This window comes from Actinoplanes sp. NPDC089786 (assembly GCF_040684855.1).
Classification (GTDB): Bacteria; Actinomycetota; Actinomycetes; order Mycobacteriales; family Micromonosporaceae; genus Actinoplanes.
This window is the reverse complement of record NZ_JBFBGU010000002.1, coordinates 651,779-671,170: the sequence shown is the minus strand read 5'-3', so window position 1 is coordinate 671,170 and position 19,392 is coordinate 651,779. Positions and strand designations below refer to the sequence as shown.

The 19,392-nt window shown below is 68.6% G+C and carries 20 protein-coding genes; 10 read left to right on the top strand and 10 right to left on the bottom strand.

Features of this window, described 5'->3' with window-relative positions; all coding sequences use genetic code 11:
* Positions 1 to 206: 206 nt before the first annotated feature.
* From AB0O15_RS13860 to AB0O15_RS13830, 7 genes are all read right to left on the bottom strand, one after another.
* Complete coding sequence (locus AB0O15_RS13860) at positions 207 to 659, bottom strand: SRPBCC family protein (RefSeq protein ID WP_364318106.1); 453 nt, start codon at positions 657 to 659, stop codon at positions 207 to 209.
* 1 nt (position 660) lies between these two features.
* Complete coding sequence (locus AB0O15_RS13855) at positions 661 to 1,140, bottom strand: SRPBCC family protein (RefSeq protein WP_364318104.1); 480 nt, start codon at positions 1,138 to 1,140, stop codon at positions 661 to 663.
* Entirely contained in the window at positions 1,137 to 1,460 is a 324-nt protein-coding gene (locus tag AB0O15_RS13850) for a metalloregulator ArsR/SmtB family transcription factor (RefSeq protein WP_364318102.1), read from the bottom strand. Before AB0O15_RS13850 ends, AB0O15_RS13855 begins: the two co-directional genes overlap by 4 nt.
* A 164-nt stretch (positions 1,461 to 1,624) precedes the next feature.
* Complete coding sequence (locus tag AB0O15_RS13845) at positions 1,625 to 2,650, bottom strand: zinc-dependent alcohol dehydrogenase family protein (protein WP_364318101.1); 1,026 nt, start codon at positions 2,648 to 2,650, stop codon at positions 1,625 to 1,627.
* Positions 2,647 to 3,072 (bottom strand): transaldolase family protein, encoded by a 426-nt coding sequence (locus tag AB0O15_RS13840; RefSeq protein ID WP_364318099.1) that lies wholly within the window; start codon positions 3,070 to 3,072, stop codon positions 2,647 to 2,649. Before AB0O15_RS13840 ends, AB0O15_RS13845 begins: the two co-directional genes overlap by 4 nt.
* A 137-nt stretch (positions 3,073 to 3,209) precedes the next feature.
* Positions 3,210 to 4,235, bottom strand: a complete 1,026-nt coding sequence (locus AB0O15_RS13835; protein WP_364318097.1) for a zinc-dependent alcohol dehydrogenase family protein — start codon at positions 4,233 to 4,235, stop codon at positions 3,210 to 3,212.
* Entirely contained in the window at positions 4,232 to 4,885 is a 654-nt protein-coding gene (locus AB0O15_RS13830) for a ribulose-phosphate 3-epimerase (protein ID WP_364318095.1), read from the bottom strand. The genes AB0O15_RS13835 and AB0O15_RS13830 overlap by 4 nt, the downstream gene beginning before the upstream one ends.
* A 154-nt stretch (positions 4,886 to 5,039) precedes the next feature.
* Here AB0O15_RS13830 and AB0O15_RS13825 point away from each other — a divergent pair, with 154 nt between their 5' ends.
* From AB0O15_RS13825 to AB0O15_RS13790, 8 genes are all read left to right on the top strand, one after another.
* Positions 5,040 to 5,963: an ROK family protein gene (locus tag AB0O15_RS13825; protein WP_364318093.1), complete on the top strand. Its 924-nt coding sequence runs from the start codon at positions 5,040 to 5,042 to the stop codon at positions 5,961 to 5,963.
* A gap of 14 nt (positions 5,964 to 5,977) precedes the next feature.
* On the top strand, positions 5,978 to 7,018 hold the full coding sequence (locus AB0O15_RS13820) for a Gfo/Idh/MocA family oxidoreductase (RefSeq protein WP_364318092.1): 1,041 nt from the start codon (positions 5,978 to 5,980) through the stop codon (positions 7,016 to 7,018).
* Positions 7,015 to 7,845 (top strand): sugar phosphate isomerase/epimerase, encoded by an 831-nt coding sequence (locus tag AB0O15_RS13815; RefSeq protein ID WP_364318090.1) that lies wholly within the window; start codon positions 7,015 to 7,017, stop codon positions 7,843 to 7,845. The genes AB0O15_RS13820 and AB0O15_RS13815 overlap by 4 nt, the downstream gene beginning before the upstream one ends.
* Complete coding sequence (locus AB0O15_RS13810; RefSeq protein WP_364318088.1) at positions 7,842 to 8,636, top strand: alpha/beta hydrolase; 795 nt, start codon at positions 7,842 to 7,844, stop codon at positions 8,634 to 8,636. Before AB0O15_RS13815 ends, AB0O15_RS13810 begins: the two co-directional genes overlap by 4 nt.
* A gap of 32 nt (positions 8,637 to 8,668) precedes the next feature.
* Complete coding sequence (locus AB0O15_RS13805; protein WP_364318086.1) at positions 8,669 to 9,499, top strand: DeoR/GlpR family DNA-binding transcription regulator; 831 nt, start codon at positions 8,669 to 8,671, stop codon at positions 9,497 to 9,499.
* Positions 9,500 to 11,421: 1,922 nt separating this feature from the next.
* Positions 11,422 to 11,913 carry a hypothetical protein gene (locus AB0O15_RS13800; protein WP_364318084.1) on the top strand — a complete coding sequence of 164 codons (492 nt, stop codon included), beginning with the start codon at positions 11,422 to 11,424 and terminating at the stop codon, positions 11,911 to 11,913.
* Between the two features lie 135 nt (positions 11,914 to 12,048).
* A complete protein-coding gene (locus tag AB0O15_RS13795; RefSeq protein WP_364318082.1) occupies positions 12,049 to 12,987 on the top strand; it encodes a site-specific integrase in 939 nt (312 codons plus the stop codon).
* Between the two features lie 248 nt (positions 12,988 to 13,235).
* Positions 13,236 to 13,577, top strand: coding sequence for an Lsr2 family protein (locus AB0O15_RS13790; RefSeq protein WP_364318080.1), 342 nt, complete (start codon positions 13,236 to 13,238; stop codon positions 13,575 to 13,577).
* Here the strand turns inward: AB0O15_RS13790 and AB0O15_RS13785 are convergent.
* From AB0O15_RS13785 to AB0O15_RS13775, 3 genes are all read right to left on the bottom strand, one after another.
* A complete protein-coding gene (locus tag AB0O15_RS13785; protein WP_364318079.1) occupies positions 13,559 to 14,524 on the bottom strand; it encodes a DUF6082 family protein in 966 nt (321 codons plus the stop codon). The genes AB0O15_RS13790 and AB0O15_RS13785 overlap by 19 nt on opposite strands.
* A 312-nt stretch (positions 14,525 to 14,836) precedes the next feature.
* Entirely contained in the window at positions 14,837 to 15,871 is a 1,035-nt protein-coding gene (locus AB0O15_RS13780) for a tyrosine-type recombinase/integrase (protein ID WP_364318077.1), read from the bottom strand.
* Positions 15,868 to 16,254, bottom strand: a complete 387-nt coding sequence (locus AB0O15_RS13775) for a hypothetical protein (RefSeq protein ID WP_364318075.1) — start codon at positions 16,252 to 16,254, stop codon at positions 15,868 to 15,870. The genes AB0O15_RS13780 and AB0O15_RS13775 overlap by 4 nt, the downstream gene beginning before the upstream one ends.
* Before the next feature lie 465 nt (positions 16,255 to 16,719).
* On the opposite strand from AB0O15_RS13775, the gene AB0O15_RS13770 reads away from it, so the two are divergent.
* Both AB0O15_RS13770 and AB0O15_RS13765 read left to right on the top strand, forming a co-directional pair.
* Positions 16,720 to 18,792 carry a hypothetical protein gene (locus tag AB0O15_RS13770; protein WP_364318073.1) on the top strand — a complete coding sequence of 691 codons (2,073 nt, stop codon included), beginning with the start codon at positions 16,720 to 16,722 and terminating at the stop codon, positions 18,790 to 18,792.
* 147 nt (positions 18,793 to 18,939) lie between these two features.
* On the top strand, positions 18,940 to 19,188 hold the full coding sequence (locus tag AB0O15_RS13765; protein ID WP_364318071.1) for a hypothetical protein: 249 nt from the start codon (positions 18,940 to 18,942) through the stop codon (positions 19,186 to 19,188).
* Positions 19,189 to 19,392: the final 204 nt, after the last annotated feature.

Below are 19,392 nucleotides of genomic sequence, written 5' to 3'. Positions count from 1 at the left end.
CGACAGGATCATGGCGTCAGCATGACCATGGGAGCGGGCCAGGGTGCCGGACAAACCGCACGTCAGACCCCGCGGCCGGGTTTCCGAACGGCACAGGGAGGGCACGCCGCCGGCCGGCTTCTGCCTGCTCGGCGTCGCCGTGATCATGTATGCGCCGCGCGGCGCCGCCGGTCCCTGACCCGTGGACGTCTGAGCCTTTTCGATAGCTACCGGGTTTCCATCTGCCGTTTGAGGGTGGCGAGGTTGGCGGGCATCTCGGCGCGGGCCTGCCGGCGTACGACCAGTGGTACCAGGAGTTTGCCGATGCCGTGGCCGGTGAAGTCGACCGAGATGGTCAGCCGGGACCGGCCCGCGGTCAGCGGTTCCACGGTGACGTCCACGGTGGCCCGGATCGGGCCGTCGATTCCTTCGACTCCCCAGGTGTGTGGTGGTTCAACGTGGGTGACGGTCGAGGTGCTTGCCCGGTCGGCACCGCCGATGCGCCGGGTGGTCAGACAGCGGGCGCCGACCTGTGGTGGCCCGGTGTGTTCCATGCGGCCGTCGACGACGCCTTGCTGCCATTGGTGGAAGCGGGTCGGGTCGGTGGCGTGGGCGAAGACGTCCGCGGCCGGCCGATTGATGTCGACGCTGGTAACGGTGGCGGTGCTGGCGGCCGGCATGTCAGCTCGTCTCGGTGAACAGGGCGGTGTAGCGGGCCAGGTACAACGGCCAGCCCTGGTCTTGGCCGATGCCGTCGCGGACCGATTCCCAGCCGGGGCCGTGCCGGTCGAGGTTGCGGTGTTCGAGCTCGACCCGGGTCCGCTCCGGTGTCTCAGCGATGAACCGGACCTCGACCTCGCTGGTGTTGTCCGGATCCTGCTCCACCTGCCAGGTCGGCCCGATGTCCCAGGAGAACACGACCCGGTCTGGTGGGTCGAAGGCGAGGATCCGCGCCCACCGGCACTCGGTGCCGTCCTCGCCGCGGTCGTAGATGTGCCCGCCGACCTTCGGCTCGAACACCGTCTCGACGATCGGCGTACCCATGATGTTGTGCTCACGCGGTTTGAAGTCACCGAACCGCTGCGTGAACACGTCGAAGGCCCGTTCGATCGGGGCGTCGACGACGACCTGTCGGCGCACCACCAACTCGGTCTCGGTCATGACCTCTCCTCGTCCGGACGTTCTGTCACGTCCTGAAAACCGTCCAGCGCGCGGGCCCAGTAGGTGTCGAGCTGGTCGCGCAGCGCGGCCACCCCGGCCGGGTTGAGCCGGTAGACCCGGCGGGTGCCCGCCGCCCGGTCGGTCACCAGCCCGGCCTCCTTCAACACCTTCAAGTGCTGCGACACCGCGGGACGGCTGATCGGCAACGCGTCCGCCAGCTCGCCGACCGCCTGGGGCCGCTCGGCGAGGCACGCGACGATGGCACGCCGGGTCGGATCGCCCAGCGCGTCCCACCCGTCACCCGCTCGGTAAGTAGCCACGAACGGTAAGTTACGACTAACGTACCGGTCCGTCAACCCACCTCGCGGTGTCCCACGGCTCTGTACGGCTGCCACGGGCCGAGGAGGTGAGCCTTGATCACAAGAACCGGCTGTCCGGTGACAGGCGTTCTTCCACGCTCGGCTTTCTCCACGAGCTTGCTATGTCATCGGACGTCGATCACGACTTTGTGGGCCGTCGGGTCGTTGGTGAGTGCGGCGAGGACCTGGCCGTAGTAGTCGAGTGGGAACCGGTGGGTGATGATTTCGTTCGTTCGTGCCCGGCCGGTGCGCAGTGCTGCGACGGCCGCGCCGAACGTGGTCATTTCGGCGTAGGAGCCTTTGATGGTGATCCCGCGTCGGAGGATGTCGTAGGGGCTGGCGGACAGTGTTTCGTCGGCGCGGGTGACGCCGTAGATCAGGACGGTCCCGCCGTTGCGGGTGAGCGGGACGCAGATGTCGCCGATGGCGGTGAGGCCGGTTGCCTCGACGACGATGTCATAGCCGTCTCCGGACGGTGCCGCCTCGAGCAGGGTCTCGGCGCTCTTTGCGGTGTCCCGGGTCAGGGCGATCGTGAGATCGGCTCCGAGGCGGGAGGCCGTCTGCAGTTTGGCGGGCGCGATGTCGGCGACGGTGACGGATGCCGCGCCGCCTGACCCGATCAGTTGGGACAGCAGGATGCCGGTCGGGCCGGCGCCGATGACCAGGGCGTGTGAGCCGGGGCGTACGCCGAGGGTTTCGACGCCGTGCATCGCGCAGGCGGTGGGTTCGGTGAACACGGCGACGTCCGGGTCCAGGCCCTCGACGGAAAAGACCTGTCGCTGATCGACGGTGACGGACTCGGCGAAGAACCCGGGCAGGCTGCTGCCCATCCCGCGGGAGTTGCCGCACAGGCCGAGTCGGCCGGCCAGGCAGTAGTCGCAGCTGCCGCAGTAGATGTTCGGGTTGACGGTGACGAGTTCGCCGGGATGTACGCCGGCGACGTTGCTACCGATCTCCTCGACCTGGCCGACCATCTCGTGGCCGGGAATGAACGGGAAGACGGCGTTGAAGTGGCCGTGGTGCAGGTGGAGGTCCGTGCCGCAGACACCGACGGTCTGAACCGCGATCCTGACATCGCCCGGGCCGACTGGCGGCGTCGGTACGTCCGTGACGGTGAAGCTGCGCGGACCGTCGTATCGGACCGCCCTCATGAGGGTGTGACCGTGATGACGAGAGTGGCCCGGCTGCGGGTGGCGACGACGGCCGCGTTGTCCTGATCCGTGGTGCCGGCCGAGCGTGCGGCCCGCTCGAGACTCCGGACCGCTTCGGCGGCGAGTTCGGCGCATGCCTGGGTGCCGGCCCGGGACGCTGCGAGCTTGACGACGACCTCGGTGCCGCGGCTACGCAGTTCGCGCCCACGTCTGACAAGTGTGGCCGGGTCTTCACCCCACGCCTGGGAGAAGACCTCTTTGGATCCGGCTCGGGTGGCCCAGCGGTAGATGTCGGGAATGGCGGAGCCGCCGAGCTCCGCGCGTTGAGGAATCGTCGGGTTGGTGGCGACGCCGGTGAAGAGCGCGGTCGCGAGGAGGTTCTCGGCGGCCGTGCGGTCCGCGGTGTCCAGGTACAGGCGCACGAGGTTCCTCTCTGGCCGGGGCCGCGGGAGCGGAGTTCTCGTCCGGGCGCGGCATCTTGTTCGGTTGATTCGCAAGGGGGCCGGCTGCTCGACGGTCAGCGATGGAGGGCCGGCCGTCGGGGTTGTGGCGCGTCCGCTCAGGGAGCGATGACGACCTTGTGGACGGCGGGGTCGGACGCCAGCGCCTCAAGACCTTCGGCGTAGTCGTCGAGGGAGTATCGGTGGGTGATGATGCCGTCGGTCCTGGCACGGCCGGAGCGCAGCGCCGCGATGGCGGCGCCGAACGAGGTCATCTCGGCGAAGGACCCTTTGATGGTGATCTCGCGGCGGAAGACGTCGAACGGGTGGAAGCGGACGGTCTCGTCGGCGCGGGTGACGCCGTAAACGAGGACCGTGCCGCCGTTGCGCGTGACCGGGACACAGAGCTCCCCGATCGCGGTGGATCCGGTTGCTTCGACGACGAGGTCGTATCCGTCCCCCTGTGGCGAGGCGGCCTGTACCTTGGAGATCGTGTCGCCGGCATCGCCACGGTTGATCTGCACGGTGTGGTCGACGCCGAGGGCGGCGGCGGTGTCGAGTTTGAATCGGGTCGGCGCCGCGACGGTCACGGACGAGGCGCCGCCGGTGGCGAGCAGTTGGGCCAGCAGCAGTCCGGTGGGTCCTGCGCCGAAGACCAGGGCGCTGGAGCCCGGGCGTACGGCGGCGGTCTCGAGGCCGTGCATGGCGCAGGCGGCCGGTTCGGTGAACACGGCGACGTCCCGGGGCAGGCCTTCCACGGAGAACACGAGGCTTTGCGGGGCGGTCGCGAACTCGGAGAAGAAACCGGTGACGTTGGCGCCGAAGCCCTTGGCGTTCGTACAGGAGATCAGCCGGCCGGCGCGGCAGTAGTCGCAGTAACCGCAGTGCAGGTTGGGGTTGACAGTCACCTGTTCGCCGACGCTGAACCGGGTGACGCCCTCGCCCAACTGGTCGACTACGCCGACGACCTCGTGTCCGGGGGTGAGGGGGAAGACCGCGTCGAAGCCGCCTTCGTGGAGGTGTAGATCGGTTCCGCAGAGGCCGACCTGGTCGACCCGGATCCGTACCTCGCCCGGACCCGCGGAGGGCTTCGCGATCTCTTTGACGGTGAAGCTGCGGGCGGCGTCGTAGACCACGGCCTTCATTTCGGCCCTCCGAGGACGTGCAAGGCCCGGATCGCGGCGGCCGGGTCCGGTGCCCCGTAGACCAGAGATCCCGGGATGACGCCGTCGGCGCCGGCGTCTGCGATCGGGCCGACCGTCTCGGCGCGGATACCGCCGTCGACGAAGACCGGCTGACCCGACCCGAGTGTGCTGATGCCGGTCTTGAGCCGTCGTACCCGGTCCGGTGCGTCCGGGACCTGACCCGCGCCCTTGACGCCGATGGCCGTGCCCATGAGCAGGAAGCGGTCGATGTGTCCGGTCCATCGCAGAGCGTCGGCGACCTCCTCGTGCACCTCGACGCCCAGGGACGGCCGGGCGCCGGCCTGGCGGATCAGGCCCAGGGTGGCGGCGATGTCGGGGCAGGCCGATGCCTGCACGGTCACCATGTCGGCGCCGACGTCGATGAACCGCCTGGCCCAGAGGCCGGGATCGCTGACGTTCAGGTGCACGTCGAGCGGCAGCGCGGTCCGCTTCCGGACGGCGGCCACGAAGTCCGGCCCGAAGAGCAGCTCGGCCACGTTGTGGCCGTCGAAGACGTCGATGTGGAAACCGTCGGCGATGTCGGCGACCCGGTCGATGTCGCGGCCGACGTCGAGTAGATCCGCCGACCACAGCGAGACGTAGGCCTGCACAGGACCTCCCCCATGACCGAGTCGAGCAATGCGTCTGTACGGCACTGTGCCGTACCGATACTGAGCTGTAAAGAGTCAAATCGAAAGTATCCGTGGGAGTATACAGACTCGGATCGTTTCGTTTAGGCTCGGATGGAGTCGACTGGAGGTGGCAATGCGGGCGATCGGGGTGGACATCGGAGGCACGAAGCTGGCCATCGGTTCGGTGGGCCACAGCGGGCAGCTCCGCGACTTCGAGCTCACGCCGTTGCCCACCAAGCACTACGACCGGCTGATCGCACACATCACCGCGCGCATCGCCGAGCTGACCGATGGCAGCGCGAACCGGCCGGCGGTGGGGATCGCGATGGCCGCCTGGCTCAGCCCCGACCGAGGCGACGTGGTGTCCGCGGTCAGCCTCGGCTGGGAGCGCCGGCAACTGCGGCAGGATCTAGCCCGCAGCACCGGTCTGCACACGGTCCTGCACAACGATGCCAACGCCGCAGCTTGGGGCGAGTACGTCCTCGCGGGTGCGCCGTCCGAGGGTGCCTTCGTCATGCTGACGCTCGGCACCGACGTGGGTGGCGGGGTGATCTGTGACGGCCGGCTGATCACCGGGGCCTCCGGGCTGGCCGGCGAACTCGGGCACCTGCAGGTCGACTCGACCGGACCGGCCTGCGTCTGCGGGCGCCGCGGATGCCTGGCCGTCTATGCCAGCGGCAAGGCGATCCTCGCCGGGGCCGTCGAGCGGGGCCGCGCCGCCGGTCTCGACACGTCCGCCTGGACCGGGCCGGACGTCGCCGCGCGGGCGAACGCCGGCGACACGGCCGTGCTGACCGTCATTGACGACGCCGCCCGGGCCATCGCGCTGGCGTGCGGGCAGCTCGCCTGCGTCATCGACCCGCACACCGTGGTGCTCGGCGGCGGCGCGAGCGCCATCGGCGATGTCCTGCTCGACGCCGTACGCAAAGCCGTCGCCCGGATCGAACCGATCGGACCGGTCCATCCCCGCCCGCATATCTCCCTGGCCCGCGCCGGCAACCGCGCCGGCGTCCTCGGGGCCGCCGAACTCGCCGTTCAGCCTCAGCCGGGCCTTTGACGCAAGGAGCACCCATGTCCAACCTCCGCATCGGCGTCGTCGGCGCCGGGCGTATCGCCCAAGCTGCTCACCTGCCCGCACTGGCGCGCGCCGAAGGGGCCGAACTCGTCGCTCTCTGCGACCCGTCGCCGCTGCTCGCCGGGCCGCTGAGCAGCCGGTACGGCGTACCCGGATATCAGTCTGTCGACGAGTTGCTCGACGACGACAACGTCGAGGCGGTGATCGTCGCGGTGCCGGACCGGCTGCACCTGCCGCTCGGCGTGAAAGCCCTGCGCGCCGGGAAGCACGTGCTGGTGGAGAAGCCGCTTGCCGGCACCGTCGAGGACGCCGAGGAACTGGCCGCCGTCGCGCGGGAGAGCGGCCTGACACTCCAGGTCGGCGCGATGAAGCGGTACGACCCGGGCGTGCAGCACGCCGCGGAAGCCGTGCGTGACCGCATCGGGAAGGTGCTGTCGGCCACCGTCTGGTACCGGGTGATGTCGGCACTGCGGCCGGCGACCGAGGCGACCCTGTTCCCCGCCCTGGTCGTCGACGAGACGGTCCGGCAGCAGGAGGCGGCCTTCAAGGCCGACCGGTCCAGTTACCTGCTCACCACCCACGGCGCCCACGTCCTCGACGGGGTGCGGTACCTGCTCGGCGACCCGGCCCGGGTGTCGGCCCAGCTGGCCCACTCCGGCAAGGACTACACCTGGCACGGTCTGGCGGGACTGGCTGAAGGCGGTCTCGCGCACTTCGAGATCACCGCGAACGTCCACGCGGAGTGGTCCGAGGGCGCCGACATCTACGGCGAGAAGGGCCACGTCAGACTGCGTACCCACTTCCCGTTCGTCCTGCGTGCGAGTGACGTCGAGGTCTACGACGAGGCGAACGGCACGAGCGAACGAGCGGTCTTCCCCGACTCCAACGCCTACGAACGTCAGATCGAGGCGTTCGCGGCCGCGATCGCCTCGGGCACTCCGGCCAGCCCGGACGCCCAGGACGGGGTGGCCGCGGTCAGGCTTATCGACGCCGTCGCCGAGTCGGTGGCCAACGACGGTTCGTGGGTGAAGCCGTGACCGAGCTCGGAGTGTTCGCGCGGGTCTTCCCGCCCGGCCCGGCGGCCGAGGTCGCGCGAGCCATCCGAGCCGCCGGCTTCACCGCCACTCAGCTCAACCTGTCGGCGCTCGGGCGTACCACCCTGGACACCACCCTCACCGTTGAGGACGCGGCCGGCATCGGCCGCGAATTCACCGACGCGGGCGTACGGATCTGGGGTCTGTCAGGAACCTTCAACGCGATTCACCCGGACCGCGCGGTACGCGAGACCAACACCGAAGCCTGCCGTCAGGTCATCGCCAGGGCACCCGCCATCGGCGCCGAGGTCGTCACGCTCTGCACCGGCACTCGCGACGCGGACAACATGTGGCGGGCCCACCCCGGCAACAACACCGCCACCGCCTGGAATGACCTGCGCGCCACCCTGGACCGGCTGCTACCTGCGGCCCGCGACGCGGGGGTCCGGCTCGGCATCGAACCAGAACCCGGCAACGTGATCCGCGACGCTGACGCCGCACACCGGCTGCTCACCGAACTGGGCGACGACGCCCGGCACCTCGCCGTCGTTCTGGACCCGGCGAACCTCCTTGAGCCGGCCACCCTCTCCCGGCAACGGCTGATCCTCGAGTACGCGTTCGGCCTGCTCGGCGAGCACGTGATGGCCGTGCACGCCAAGGACGTCGTCAGCCAGGGGTACGCCGCACCCGGGGCCGGTGGCATGGACTACGACCTGGTGATGCGACTCCACGCCGGGCTTCCGCACACGGTGCCGATCATCGCGCAGGACCTCGCCGCCGACGACGCCGTACGCGTCAGCCGGTTCCTGGCCGACCACGCACCCGCATGACCGGACTCAGCTTCTCCGTTACCGGCCAGGGCACCGAACCGCTGCTCCTGCTGCACGGGCTCGGAGGCACCAGGCGGCAACCACTCGGCATCGTCGACGAACGGGCGCGGCGCCACTGCCGGATCCTCGCCCCGGACCTGCGAGCCCATGGCGCCACCGACCTCGACGAGCAGCCCGGCCTGCTGAGCTTCGGTCAGTTCGCGGCCGACGTCGAACGCTTGGTGACCGACCAGGAGATGGCGAACGGGGTCACCGTCGTGGGTATCTCGATGGGGGCCGGGATCGCCGCCGAACTGGCCGCCCGAGCCCGCCTCACCATCAAGGCGATGCTGCTCATCAGACCCGCCTGGAGGTGGACGCCGGAACCACCCAACCTGGCGCCGCTGACCGCGATCGGGCGGCTCCTGCGCGACCACCCGGCGGCACAGGCCCGGCGGCTCTTCGCCGGGTCGATCGAGTACGCCGCGGTCGCGGGCACGTCAGAAGCCGCCGCGCGCGCACTGCTGGGCCAGTTCGCCGACCCCGGCGCGACCCGGCGCTGGCAGCGGCTGGTGGCCCTCCCCGGTGACGCGCCCACGCCACCACGAACGCCCGTCATCACGCACGTGCTCGGCGCCGGCCGAGACCCCGTCCATCCCCTCGACGTCGCCGAGTCGGTGGCGGCCGATTTCGGGGCCGACCTGACCATCGGTCCGGCCCGCTACGACCAGCCCGCCGAGCACAACGCCGCTGCCGCCGCGGCCGTCCACCGCCTGCTGCGGGCGGCCGACACGGGGGAGAGGCGCGCGTGAGCCGCGAGATGCGGGTACGCGAGACTCGGGGTATGTCACAGTCCGACGCGCCCGCCTTCGCCGTCGAGCGTCATGCCCACATCCTTCAACTGCTGCACGAACGCGGCCGGGTCCGCAACACCGAACTGGCCGACCTGCTCGGCGTCACCGAGCCGACGATCCGCAAGGACATCGCCGACCTCGCCCGGCAGCAACAGCTGCGCCGAACCCACGGCGGCGCCATCGCCCTGCGTACGGCGATCGAACCCGACATGCCCGCCCGGATGGGCCGCAACATCGACGCGAAGTCCCGCATCGCCCACGCCTGCCTGGCATTGGTCAAGACCGGCGACGCCATCTTCCTCGACAGCGGCAGCACGACCCTCGCCATCGCCGAACAACTCGTCCCGGCGGCCGCCGCCGGCTCCCCGGCCAACGTCAACGTGCTCACCAACGCGCTGGCCGTGGCCCAGACCCTCGCCGACAAGGCCGGCATCCGGCACACCGTACTGGGCGGCAACTACCGTCCCACCGGCGGTTGCTTCGTCGGACCACTCACCCAGCAGGACCTCAACAGCTTCACCGTCAACCTCGCCTTCCTCGGGGTCACCGGCGTCACCGACCAGGGGTTCACCGTGGCCGACCTGAGCGAGGCGCAGGTCAAACGCGCCGCCATGGACAGGGCTCGCCGAGTCGTCGTCGTCATGGACAGCACGAAGGTCGGAGCAACCGACTTCGCCACCGTCTGTGAACTCGACGCGGTCGCCACCATCGTCACCGACGAATCGAACGACCACCTCGCCGCACTTTGCACCGCTGCAGGCGTGGAGCTAATCGTCGCTGCCGCCGACGTTATCCCGACTGATCAACCCCGGGCTCGCTGACACGACCGGGAGGTACCTGATGTCCACCAGCCAACCTCCGCGACGCTCCGCGATGGTGACCGGCGCCGCTCGCGGCATCGGGCGGGCATCGCTCGCCGGCTCGAAGCGGACGGTCTCATGGTCTCCGTCTCGGACCTTGCGTCCGCGGCCGCCGAGCTCGAGGAACTCAGCGCGGCCTCACCCGGCAAGGGACAGGAGCCATCGCGCTGTCACTCAATGTCGCCGACCCGACGCGGTCGACGCCGCAGTACAGACACACGTCAGACACTTCGGCGGCCTCGATGTGATGATCGCCAACGCGGCATCGCCGCTACCGCTCCACTGGTCGACTCCGGTCACCGGACACGCGTCATCTTGCTGATACGACGCGTTGCCGCTAACGGCCCGCAACAGGGCCTGCGACAGGTCACCAACGGCGACGAACCGCCGTAACCGGAACGTCTGGGCCCTGAGCTGCGATGATGCGGTTCTTATTGTTGTAAGTATGGTCCACCGCGGTTCGATCCATCCGTATTATCATGTTTGCGACGGGAGAAGTTGGGATCTCGGCGACCTCTTGTGAGGGTGCAGCGATTCTGATCCGCCCCCGGCTTTACTCACCGAAAACAACGCCAACTCATGGCAAGCGATGACAAGTCACGAGGGATCCTCCAGCCACATTCTGGCTGATCAGTGCGGGTTTCTGACAAGCAATGCCAAGCCCTCCAAAGTGGAGATTCAGAACAAGGGGTCGCAGGTTCAAATCCTGTCAGCCTGCAGCAAACTTGCTTCTGCGTCCTTCACCCGATTCTGATGTTTAGATATCCCTCCGGAGCTGTAACACGTCGCCTGTAGGCCACGCGAACGGTTGCCAGGAGGGGTGATGGCAGCGTTTGTGACCGCGGCGTCAGGGACGGCGACTTCTGGCGCAGCGTCTTGCGCGTTGACGCCAGCGTGCAGTCGAGACTGTGTCGTCATGATTTTTGGGGGTCGCGACAAGGTGGCACTCTAGGTGTAGCGCTTGATGCCTGGAATCGCGTCAGACGTCACGTGGCTGTGACCTGGTCGCTGATCGTGTCGTCGGTGACCGTCAGACGGCGCCCTGTCGCAGCCTGGAGCAGGCGACAGGAAGACGATGTCGCGGCGGGCTGCCAACCTGGCGTGCTGGGGTATTGCCCGAAGTGGGCGGAATGCCAAGCAATGCCGCGCGACTGGCGTGTTCGCCATTAGCGAAGCATCGCGTTGATCCGCAGCCGTTGGCGATTTCGGCGCCCAACACTCACTGACCACGCCACCGATGTTCGTCTTCGGGCGCGTGCCCAACAGGGGTGAGAGGGCAACGCGTGCCGGTCGACCTCGGCGTATCGGTGTGCTTGTCGGCAAGCCGAGACGACAGCCTTACTCCCTCCGGCTGTCGTCGCCCTGACGCTCCCAACAGCCGGTCCCGCCTGCGCTGTTGGTCAGAGCGATGAACGACATCGGGGACAGCTGGAGAAGGGGCATTGCTGTTGGTCGCTGTGGCCTAGCCCAACAGCCACATCGGGGGTTTGGGTGCCGGCGGCTTGTGTTGGCTTGCTCTGGCCTAATTGCTGGACACGCTCGCTGACCCCGGTGGAGCAACGCCGAGAGGGGAGTCCACACGAGGTTTCTCAAGCCGCACGACCGCATCAGCATCCATCGGATGACTCACCAATGGAGAACAACGATGTTAAGCGTAATCATGGCCCAACGAGACTTTGCCGTCATTGCCGTGGCGTCGATCGCCCTAGGAGCTGAGACGGGTGGCGGCGCCCTATCGCAGCAGCGGTCGAGACGTCGCTGTCCGTCTGCAACTGGCCGCCGCCCCATTACGTACGGACAGGGCCGATGTCGCACGGCGTCACGCCTCGCCGGCAACGATCAAGCCGAGCCGCCGCGACCGGTGACGCGTCCGGAGAGCGGCCATGACCGCCAGCACCGATCGGCAATTAGCCGGTCCGGGTCTACCGCGCCCCCGGCATCCGAAGATTTCGCCGACGAAGCTGTCTGACGCCACGTCGCCACCGACAGGTCCGGGACTGCCCGTACCCGTCCTGCCCGACAAGGTCTGTCGCTCGGCCCCTCGTCTGGTGGTCACCACCGTCGACCGTGACGGACGCCTCGCTGACCGAACACCTGTCACCGATGTCGGCTGGTCGCCGGGCGACACGCTGGAACTGCACACCAGAGCCGGCCCGGTCATCGTCGCCCGCATCGGACAAGGGCGGGCCGGCACCCGGACAAGCATCACCGGCCGCGGTCATCTGCGGTTGCCGCTGCAGCTCCGGCGACATTGCGACCTGGTGACCGGCGATCGTGTGGCGGTCGCCGGGCACCGGCAGGCCGGTGAGCTGATCATCATGGCGGCGTCGATCGTCGCGGATTTCATCACCGCTCACCGTGGGGAGGACCCATGACCAGGACACCCTCACCTACAGGCGATCAGATCGCCATGCTGCGGGCGTTGCTCGATCAGCTCGGCGTACGCCCCGAACAGCTGCTCGCCGCAGCAGGCTCCCCGGCACGAGGGGGTACCGACGTTCGACGAGTACGTGCCCCAGGTCACGGCCGCGGTGTCGGCCGGCAGCCGGCGCGTCTACGGACCCTACTGGCGCAAGATCTGCCAACGCTGGGGCGGACGACGTATCACCGACCCGACAGCGTCGGAGATCAAGCGTCTCGCCGAGGACATCCGCGACGAGGCTGTCATCCGGCGTAACACCCGCGGTGGCCGTACCGCTGCGGAACACCTCATCTCCGCGATGCGATGCGTCTACCGGCACGCGGTGATGGACGGCCTGATCGACGAGGCCGGCAACCCGGCGGCCAGGGTCGCCAAGCCGCGGCGGCTGGCCAACGCCCGCCACGCTCTGTCGGAGGAGCAACTCGCGGCTGTCGTCCACGCCGCGACGACCACCGGCAATGATCCCGGCCTGGACGGGCTGCTGATCCGGCTGCACCTCGAGACGGCCTGCCGCCGCGCCGGCGCGCTGGGGCTACGACCACGCGACCTCGACCCCGACCAATGCCTGGTCCGACTCCGGGAGAAAGGCGGCACCGCACGCTGGCAGCCGGTCTCGCCGACACTCATGCACTACCTGCAGAATCATCATGCCGAACGCGGCGACACCGACCAACACGGGTCCCTGCTTCGTTACCGCGACGGCAGCCGGTTGACCTACCGCCGCTACGACCACCTCTGGGGACGGCTCGGCATCCATCTGCGCTGGGTCGCGACCCAGCAGATCACCACCCATTGGCTGCGCTACACCACGTTGACCTGGGTCGAACGCAACTTCAGCTATGCCGTCGCGCGAGCCTTCGCCGGGCACAGCGGGCAACGCGACGTCGGCACCACGATCACCTACGTACACGCACAGATCGAGGAGGTCGCCGCGGCGGTCGCCGTGCTCACCGGGGAACCTCACCCGCTCGCCCCGCCCCGCCCGTCCGCCGCGCAGCATCCGCACCCCGCCACCTTCGCCGCCTGAACGGTGCCGACATGTATCGCTGACGGCGGCCGGCGCCGTGGCGGTCTTGACGCGCCCGCGATACGCGCGGAGCTGATCCGTACGCCGGTCCTGTTCCCTGGGGCGGCCGCCCACGATAACGAGGGAAGACGTCGCGCCGGCGTTCTCTCAGGTCAATTTATCTCACGCAGGACATCACCACCTCAAATGCTGAGGTATTGTTCACGCGACCGATCCCTTATCACTATTCGATGGACTCAGGAGTACCTGTGGCTAAGCAAGTCATCACCGTTCTGACCGACGACCTCGACGGCAGCGACGCCGACCGCACCGTCGAATTCGGGCTCGACGGAGTCAATTACACCATCGACCTTTCCGAGAAGAACGCCGGCAAACTCCGCAAAGTACTCGACCCCTACCTCGGCGTGGCCACCCGCACAGGGCGCGCCGGTGGCGGTGGACGGATCGGGTCGCGCGCGACGGCGCCGGCACGGTCGAACCGGGACCAGAACCAGGCCATCCGGGAATGGGCCGTCAAGAACGGCTACGAGGTGTCCGAGCGTGGCCGCATTCCGAGCGCAGTGGTCGACGCCTACCACAAAAGCAGGTGATCAGCGTCCCGACCCAGGAGTAGACGCCCGTGCGCCAGCCATTCGGCGCGATAGGCGGAAAATAGCTTCTGGCCGTGCCCGGCTGCCGGCGCGATGACTGTTCCCGGTAACTCCGCCAGCAGCCGGCAAGTGCCTCGGACACCACGGGAACAGTCGTCGCCCACGCCGGGCGTGCGGGCAGATGCCGGCGACGGCCCGGGCGGCACGGATGCTTCTTGCCGGCCCGGCGGGTGCTGAGCCGGCAGCGCGGGAGATCTGAGCGCCTCGGTCACGACCGGCCTGGTCATCCGTTCAGGGGCCATTGCGCTGTTCACTGTTGGCGGTTGTCTTCCCGAGGAACCGTGCAGTATCCGCCGGCGGGTCCGCGGGCCGGCCACTGCCGGAGGCGGCGGAGCCACCACCGGAGCGCGGCCGGGTGCGGCGTGAGAGGCCTTCAGCTGTTCCTGAGACACCAGATCGATGAAGCGTTGCCGGCCCCGGCGGGTCTGTGTGCCGATCCACGAGGTCCCGGACCGGCGCCACCATTCCCGTGCCACAGGGTTCTTGAACATCATCGCGGCGAGCGCACGGAGTTCGTCGTCGTCGACCTCGCCGAGTTCCCATGCCGCCAGCCAGTAGTGCATCCCGAGATTCGCGTAGACCTCGAGCCGTCCGGTCGGGCTCGCGGCCATCTCGGGCTCCAGGATCTGCAGGAACTCGGGGTGGTCCAATGCGATCTTGATCAGATCGTGGTGTCGATGCCGGTCGATGCCGGTCAGCTCCTGCCTGAGTTGCTTCTGCTGGTAGATCAGCGACACGCCGATGCCGCACAGGGCGGCGGCGCTGAGCAGAGCCGATGCCCCGCCGTAGGCGTCGCCGATGTCCGCGAGCTGGCTCCACGGCAACGGTGCCCGGGCGAACTGGGCCAGGAAGACGGGTGCCCACACGACGGCCGCTGCCGCGGTCATGCAGACCGCCGCGGTAAGCGCGAGCCGGGCCGTCCGGCGAGAGATCCATACCCTTGACGCGGACCTGTTCATGAACGCCCCAATACCGCAAGTCGTCGTGAAGTTACCCTCTGTGTCTAATGTGTCATGGTCGGTCCACTGTGCAGAGAGCGGCGATCTAGCACCGCCCCGATCGGAAAAAGCGCCGGTGCGGCCCGCTTCCGGCGCAATCGCTTCGCGGACGTCACCCGCGTCCGCCGCACCGGGCTCGGGAGACCCGGCACCCGGTGCGGTTCATGACATGTGTGCCGGCCACGGCGTCGTCCTACCTGATCAGCCCTCCCCGGCGGCGGGATGGGGTTCACCGGTCAGGGCAGCCAGTGCCATAGCCACCTCCGGCACGGTTGCCCGCACATAGCCTGCCGTCGAGCTGCTGCTGCCGCCCCGTTCATCGGTGTGCCCGGCGTAGGCGCGGGCGATGGCCTGTCCGAACCGGCGCTCCACCCAGGTCAGGGTGGTGTGCCGCAACCAGTGGGTGCTGATCTGCTGTGCCCGGACCCAGGGCAGTTCCAGGCCGATGCGCACCCACAGGTGGTCGTAGCGCCGGTAGGTCAGCGGATGGCCGTCGCGGTAGCGCAGCAGCAGCTTCTCCCGGTCGCCGTCACCACGCTCGGTGTGGTGCTGCTGCAGGTGCCGCATCAGCGTCGGTGACACCGGCTGCCACCGCGTGGTACCGGCCTTCTCCCGCAGGAAGATCAGGCACTGGTCCGGGTCCAGATCCCGCGGGCGCAGATTCAGCGCCCCGCCGCGCCGGCACGCCGTCTCGGTGTGCAGCCGGATCAGCAGGGTGTCCAGCTGCGGGTCGTCGCCCGAGCGGGCGGCCACCGCGTTGATCTCGGCCAGCCGGGTGTCGGCGATCGCCCGGCGGGTGCTGGGCACCCGGCGCGGCTTGGCCACCTTCGCCGCCGGATTGGCCGCCTGCTCGACGAACCCGTCGGCCACCGCCCGCTTGTACAGGCACCGCAACGCCGCGACCAGATGCTCGGCGGCCGACCGCCCGCCGCGGGCGTTACGGCGGGGCACCACGTCGGCCTGCACCTGACGGCACAGCCGCTCGATCTCCGAGGGCACCGGTTCGTCGATGTGTCGGTCGCCCCACACGGCGAGGACCTTGTTCCAGTACGACCCGTACGCGCGCCGAGTCCCCGCCGACACCGCGGCCGCGACCACCGGCACGTACTGCGCGAAGGTCGGCGCCGCCGGCCGCGCCGCCGGTGTCCGCAGCAGATCCTCGGCCGTGATGCCCATCCGCTGCAGCAGCAGCCGGGCCGCCTGCAACTCGGCCCGGTCCGGTGGTGCCTGGCTCATGCCGCACCTCCCGCCGGGGTGGCGGCGGCCAGCAGCTGCCCGAGCACCGGCAGGGGATAGCCGGTCAGCAGCCCGGCATCCAGGTCGGCGGCCAGCAGCAGCCGGTCACCGGCGCCGAGCCCGCACCGGCGGCGTACCGGCAGCGGCAGCTGCAAGAAGCCCCGGCGGTCGACACGACCGGCGGCGCCTGCCACGGCCCGGGCCACGACCATGCCGCGGTGCACGCCGATCTGGAGGATCTGCCCGGGCCTCCAGCCGAGAGCGCGGATGACGCTGCGGTCGGCGACCCGGCCGCTGCGGTCCACCGCGCTCAGCGCGCAGGCGACCTGTGCCAGGGGGAGGACGGCGTCGAGGGTGGGGAGCGGCAGCGGTCCGCGAGTCACCTGTGCCGGGGCGTCCGTTGGACGCGCGGCCGGATCACTCGCCGGGATGACAGGTGCGACGAGGGGGGTGTTCACGTGGACCGCCCCCGCCGACCGGCCGCGCAAAGCGGCACTGTGCGAAGGGAAGAAGGGTGTTCAGATACCTCTGAACACGAACACGGGTTTCTACGCACCCGTGCGGATTTTGAGTGTCCGAGGCCCAACACTCAGGATGCGCCCACGGTGATTGCCTCTCGCGAGTTCACGTGTCTGACCTGAGCGATGGGCGCGAGCCCGCCCCCTGCATGGCCACTCCTCCAACCATCCGATTAGGCGTTGTTGATCCCCGAGTGGAGCGGGACAAGAGGCAATCAGGGGTTGCGTACCAACACCAGTTTCCAGTGCCCGCGTTGCCACGTTGATCCATCCGAGCAGGCGCATGTGAGCGCCTCGGGAGGACCAGCGGACGGCGGGAGGAGCGACAGCATGAGTGCCGTGCGCCGACGAGCGACGAGAGGCCTGCTCATCACCATCGGCATTTGCGTCCTTTTGGTGGCCCTGATCGCATGGGTCGTGGTTCTAGCGAGAGGCGCGCCGGAGCGCGCGGACCAATGGGACAAGCTCGGAGGTGCGGCCGGGCTGGTGATCGCGCCCTTCACGATCATCTCAGTGGTGTTCGGATTCTTCTTCGGCTGGCGGTCGCTATCGCCGGGCACCACGGATCGAGATAGTGCAGTGGCCGCGGACGACCTCGCCCGACAGGTCCGCAAGCAGTGGGTGGAAGAGACCCGCAAGCTGGGCTTGCGCAGCCATTCGCTAATGCTGGTGCCGCGGTCGGTCGAATACCCTTCGCGTGACGCCGTCGGCACACCACGATCACCGGCCGGCAGGCCCGTCGAGCACCCCGGCGACGCGGTGCCGACGAGGCTGGCGTCGCTGCTCAACGCGGCGGACCTCAGTCGCCTGCTCGTGCTCGGCAGTGCCGGCTCGGGGAAGACCATCCTCGCCGTCCAGCTTCTCCTCGAGCTTCTCGATGCCAGGCAGGCCGGAACGGGCGTGCCGGTGCTGCTCAACATCTCCTCGTGGGATCCGACGGCCGTCCATCTGCATGCCTGGATGCGCCGCGAACTGACGGCGCTCTACCCGGCCTTCCCGGGCGGCGCCAAAACCGTGCAGAATCTCATCGACGACGGGCTTATCGTTCCGTTCCTCGACGGGCTGGACGAGATGCCCGCGCAGACTCGCCCCAACGCCCTCACAGAACTGAGTGCGGTCATGGGCACCAGCTCCCCAGTCGTGCTCGTCAGCCGCAGCCGCGAGTTCGAGAAGGCGGTCCGCACCTCGGGCGCCACCATCGAGAACGTCGTGACGATTCGCATGAAACCCGTTCGGGCGCCCGACATCGCCGCCTACCTGCTTGCGGGTACGTTCGACAACGGCAAGCTGTGGGAGCCGGTGACCGCGCGCCTGGGCGGCGATCAGAGGAGCGTCATCGCCAAGGCCCTGTCCACCCCCTTGATGGCCTATCTGGCACGGGTCGTCTACCAGAGGCCTCCCCGGATGCCGGAGGAGCTCCTCCGCTTCCGCACAGCGAGCCAGATCGAGCAACACCTCCTAAAGGAGTACGCACCGTCGCTCTACAAACACCATGTCGGCATGCCGGACGCCGAGCTCCTGCCCGGGTCTCGCTGGCGTCGCTATGAGGCCGAGAAGGCCACGGCGTGGCTGGCCTATCTGGCGGCCGTGGTCGAGCACCAGCAGTCGCCGGACATCGCATGGTGGAAGATACCGATCTTGGCGCTCGGATCCGATCACCCGGTCCCTGGGGCGAAACGCAAATACGCGAACCTGTGCGGCTTGCTGGCCGGGCTCCCCGCAGGCGGGACCCTCGCCGCCACGTGGGTGGGACCACCATACGGCATCATCAAGGCCCTCTCGATATTCCCCCTCGGAACACTGTTCTACGGCGCAATCGCCGCGTTTGTTGGCCGCAAGCAGTTCGACGTCAGCAACGACCCGCAATACGTCCGGACGAAATGGTCGTCACTGCTGAAAGCCGTGGTCACCGGCGCCGCAGTGGTAGGCGCCGCGACGGCCCTCGGCGTGCAGCTCGGCAATCCCCACGTCACCGGGGCCGGCATCTTCGCAGGATCGATCGTCGTGCTGGCGCAACTGTGCACCACCGCGGGGGGATCCGAGGACTTCGTCACGCCGCTCAAGACGCTCCGACGCGACAGGATGATCGCCCTAACCCTGGCCGCCATCACCACCACGACGGCAGGCTACTTCCTCTTGCTGGTCGGCAGGCAGGACGAGGGCTATGCGTCCGTCGTGTTCGTCGCCTTGTTCAGCGTGGTGTGTGCCGGGTTCGTGACCGCATGGCCCCGGTTCCTGACCCTCCAAATCCTGTTGGCCATCCGCGGGGAGGGGCCCGTACTCCTTCTCCGTTTCCTGGAGGACGCAAGAGCCCGGGGGATCCTGCGCCACAACGGTGCTTCGTACCAGTTCCGGCACGCCAGCCTGCAGAAGTTGCTGGCGGTCTCCCGCAAGCCACGCTGACTCCGCGCGGTGTAGGTCGCCACGGCGATACAGCCCGGACTCAAGCGAACGCCTATCGCGGCTGCTGATCTTCCCCAAGCGTCCTTGCTGGGCCTTGTTCGAACTGCCCGTCCGCCAATCTACGCCGGTGGCGGGTAGGTAGAGGCGATGGTCTGCGGTCCTACCTATTACCGTGGCTACCCAGCCGCTCTCGGGGCCGGAGGCGACCCGACGCTGATCGCCGGGTGGATCTCGGAGGCTTCGGCGGTCAAGAAGAACGCTCAGGCGCGACTCGGCATGACCGATTCACCGCCGCAGCGGACGACCGCCGACCAGCTCGACACCATCCCGGAGGCGTTCAACGACCAGCTCAAATTTCTCCGAGGCGCCGACCCGCGGGACAAGGCAGAGTTGTAAAGCCGCATCGGCCTGCGGATGACCTACCGATCAGGCCAGGAAACAATAATCGCCGAGGTCGTAACCTCGGCGACTCGTGTCTGTGATTGGTGCCCGAGAGGAAGTAGCACCCCACAATTCACATCCGCCCGTATAAGCTTATTAATACGTTTATACTACCAGTTCATGCACCGTTTCACGCCTCGGCGTCTACTACTGAAAGTT

What these genes read in the sequence shown, in the direction of transcription:
- AB0O15_RS13860 (WP_364318106.1), bottom strand. Translation starts at nt 659, where the DNA reads ATGCCGGCCGCCAGCACCGCCACCGTTACCAGCGTCGACATCAATCGG.
- AB0O15_RS13855 (WP_364318104.1), bottom strand. Translation starts at nt 1,140, where the DNA reads ATGACCGAGACCGAGTTGGTGGTGCGCCGACAGGTCGTCGTCGACGCC.
- AB0O15_RS13845 (WP_364318101.1), bottom strand. Translation starts at nt 2,650, where the DNA reads ATGAGGGCGGTCCGATACGACGGTCCGCGCAGCTTCACCGTCACGGAC.
- AB0O15_RS13835 (WP_364318097.1), bottom strand. Translation starts at nt 4,235, where the DNA reads ATGAAGGCCGTGGTCTACGACGCCGCCCGCAGCTTCACCGTCAAAGAG.
- AB0O15_RS13825 (WP_364318093.1), top strand. Translation starts at nt 5,040, where the DNA reads ATGCGGGCGATCGGGGTGGACATCGGAGGCACGAAGCTGGCCATCGGT.
- AB0O15_RS13820 (WP_364318092.1), top strand. Translation starts at nt 5,978, where the DNA reads ATGTCCAACCTCCGCATCGGCGTCGTCGGCGCCGGGCGTATCGCCCAA.
- AB0O15_RS13810 (WP_364318088.1), top strand. Translation starts at nt 7,842, where the DNA reads ATGACCGGACTCAGCTTCTCCGTTACCGGCCAGGGCACCGAACCGCTG.
- AB0O15_RS13805 (WP_364318086.1), top strand. Translation starts at nt 8,669, where the DNA reads ATGTCACAGTCCGACGCGCCCGCCTTCGCCGTCGAGCGTCATGCCCAC.
- AB0O15_RS13800 (WP_364318084.1), top strand. Translation starts at nt 11,422, where the DNA reads ATGACCGCCAGCACCGATCGGCAATTAGCCGGTCCGGGTCTACCGCGC.
- AB0O15_RS13785 (WP_364318079.1), bottom strand. Translation starts at nt 14,524, where the DNA reads ATGACCGCGGCAGCGGCCGTCGTGTGGGCACCCGTCTTCCTGGCCCAG.
- AB0O15_RS13780 (WP_364318077.1), bottom strand. Translation starts at nt 15,871, where the DNA reads ATGAGCCAGGCACCACCGGACCGGGCCGAGTTGCAGGCGGCCCGGCTG.
- AB0O15_RS13770 (WP_364318073.1), top strand. Translation starts at nt 16,720, where the DNA reads ATGAGTGCCGTGCGCCGACGAGCGACGAGAGGCCTGCTCATCACCATC.
- AB0O15_RS13765 (WP_364318071.1), top strand. Translation starts at nt 18,940, where the DNA reads ATGGTCTGCGGTCCTACCTATTACCGTGGCTACCCAGCCGCTCTCGGG.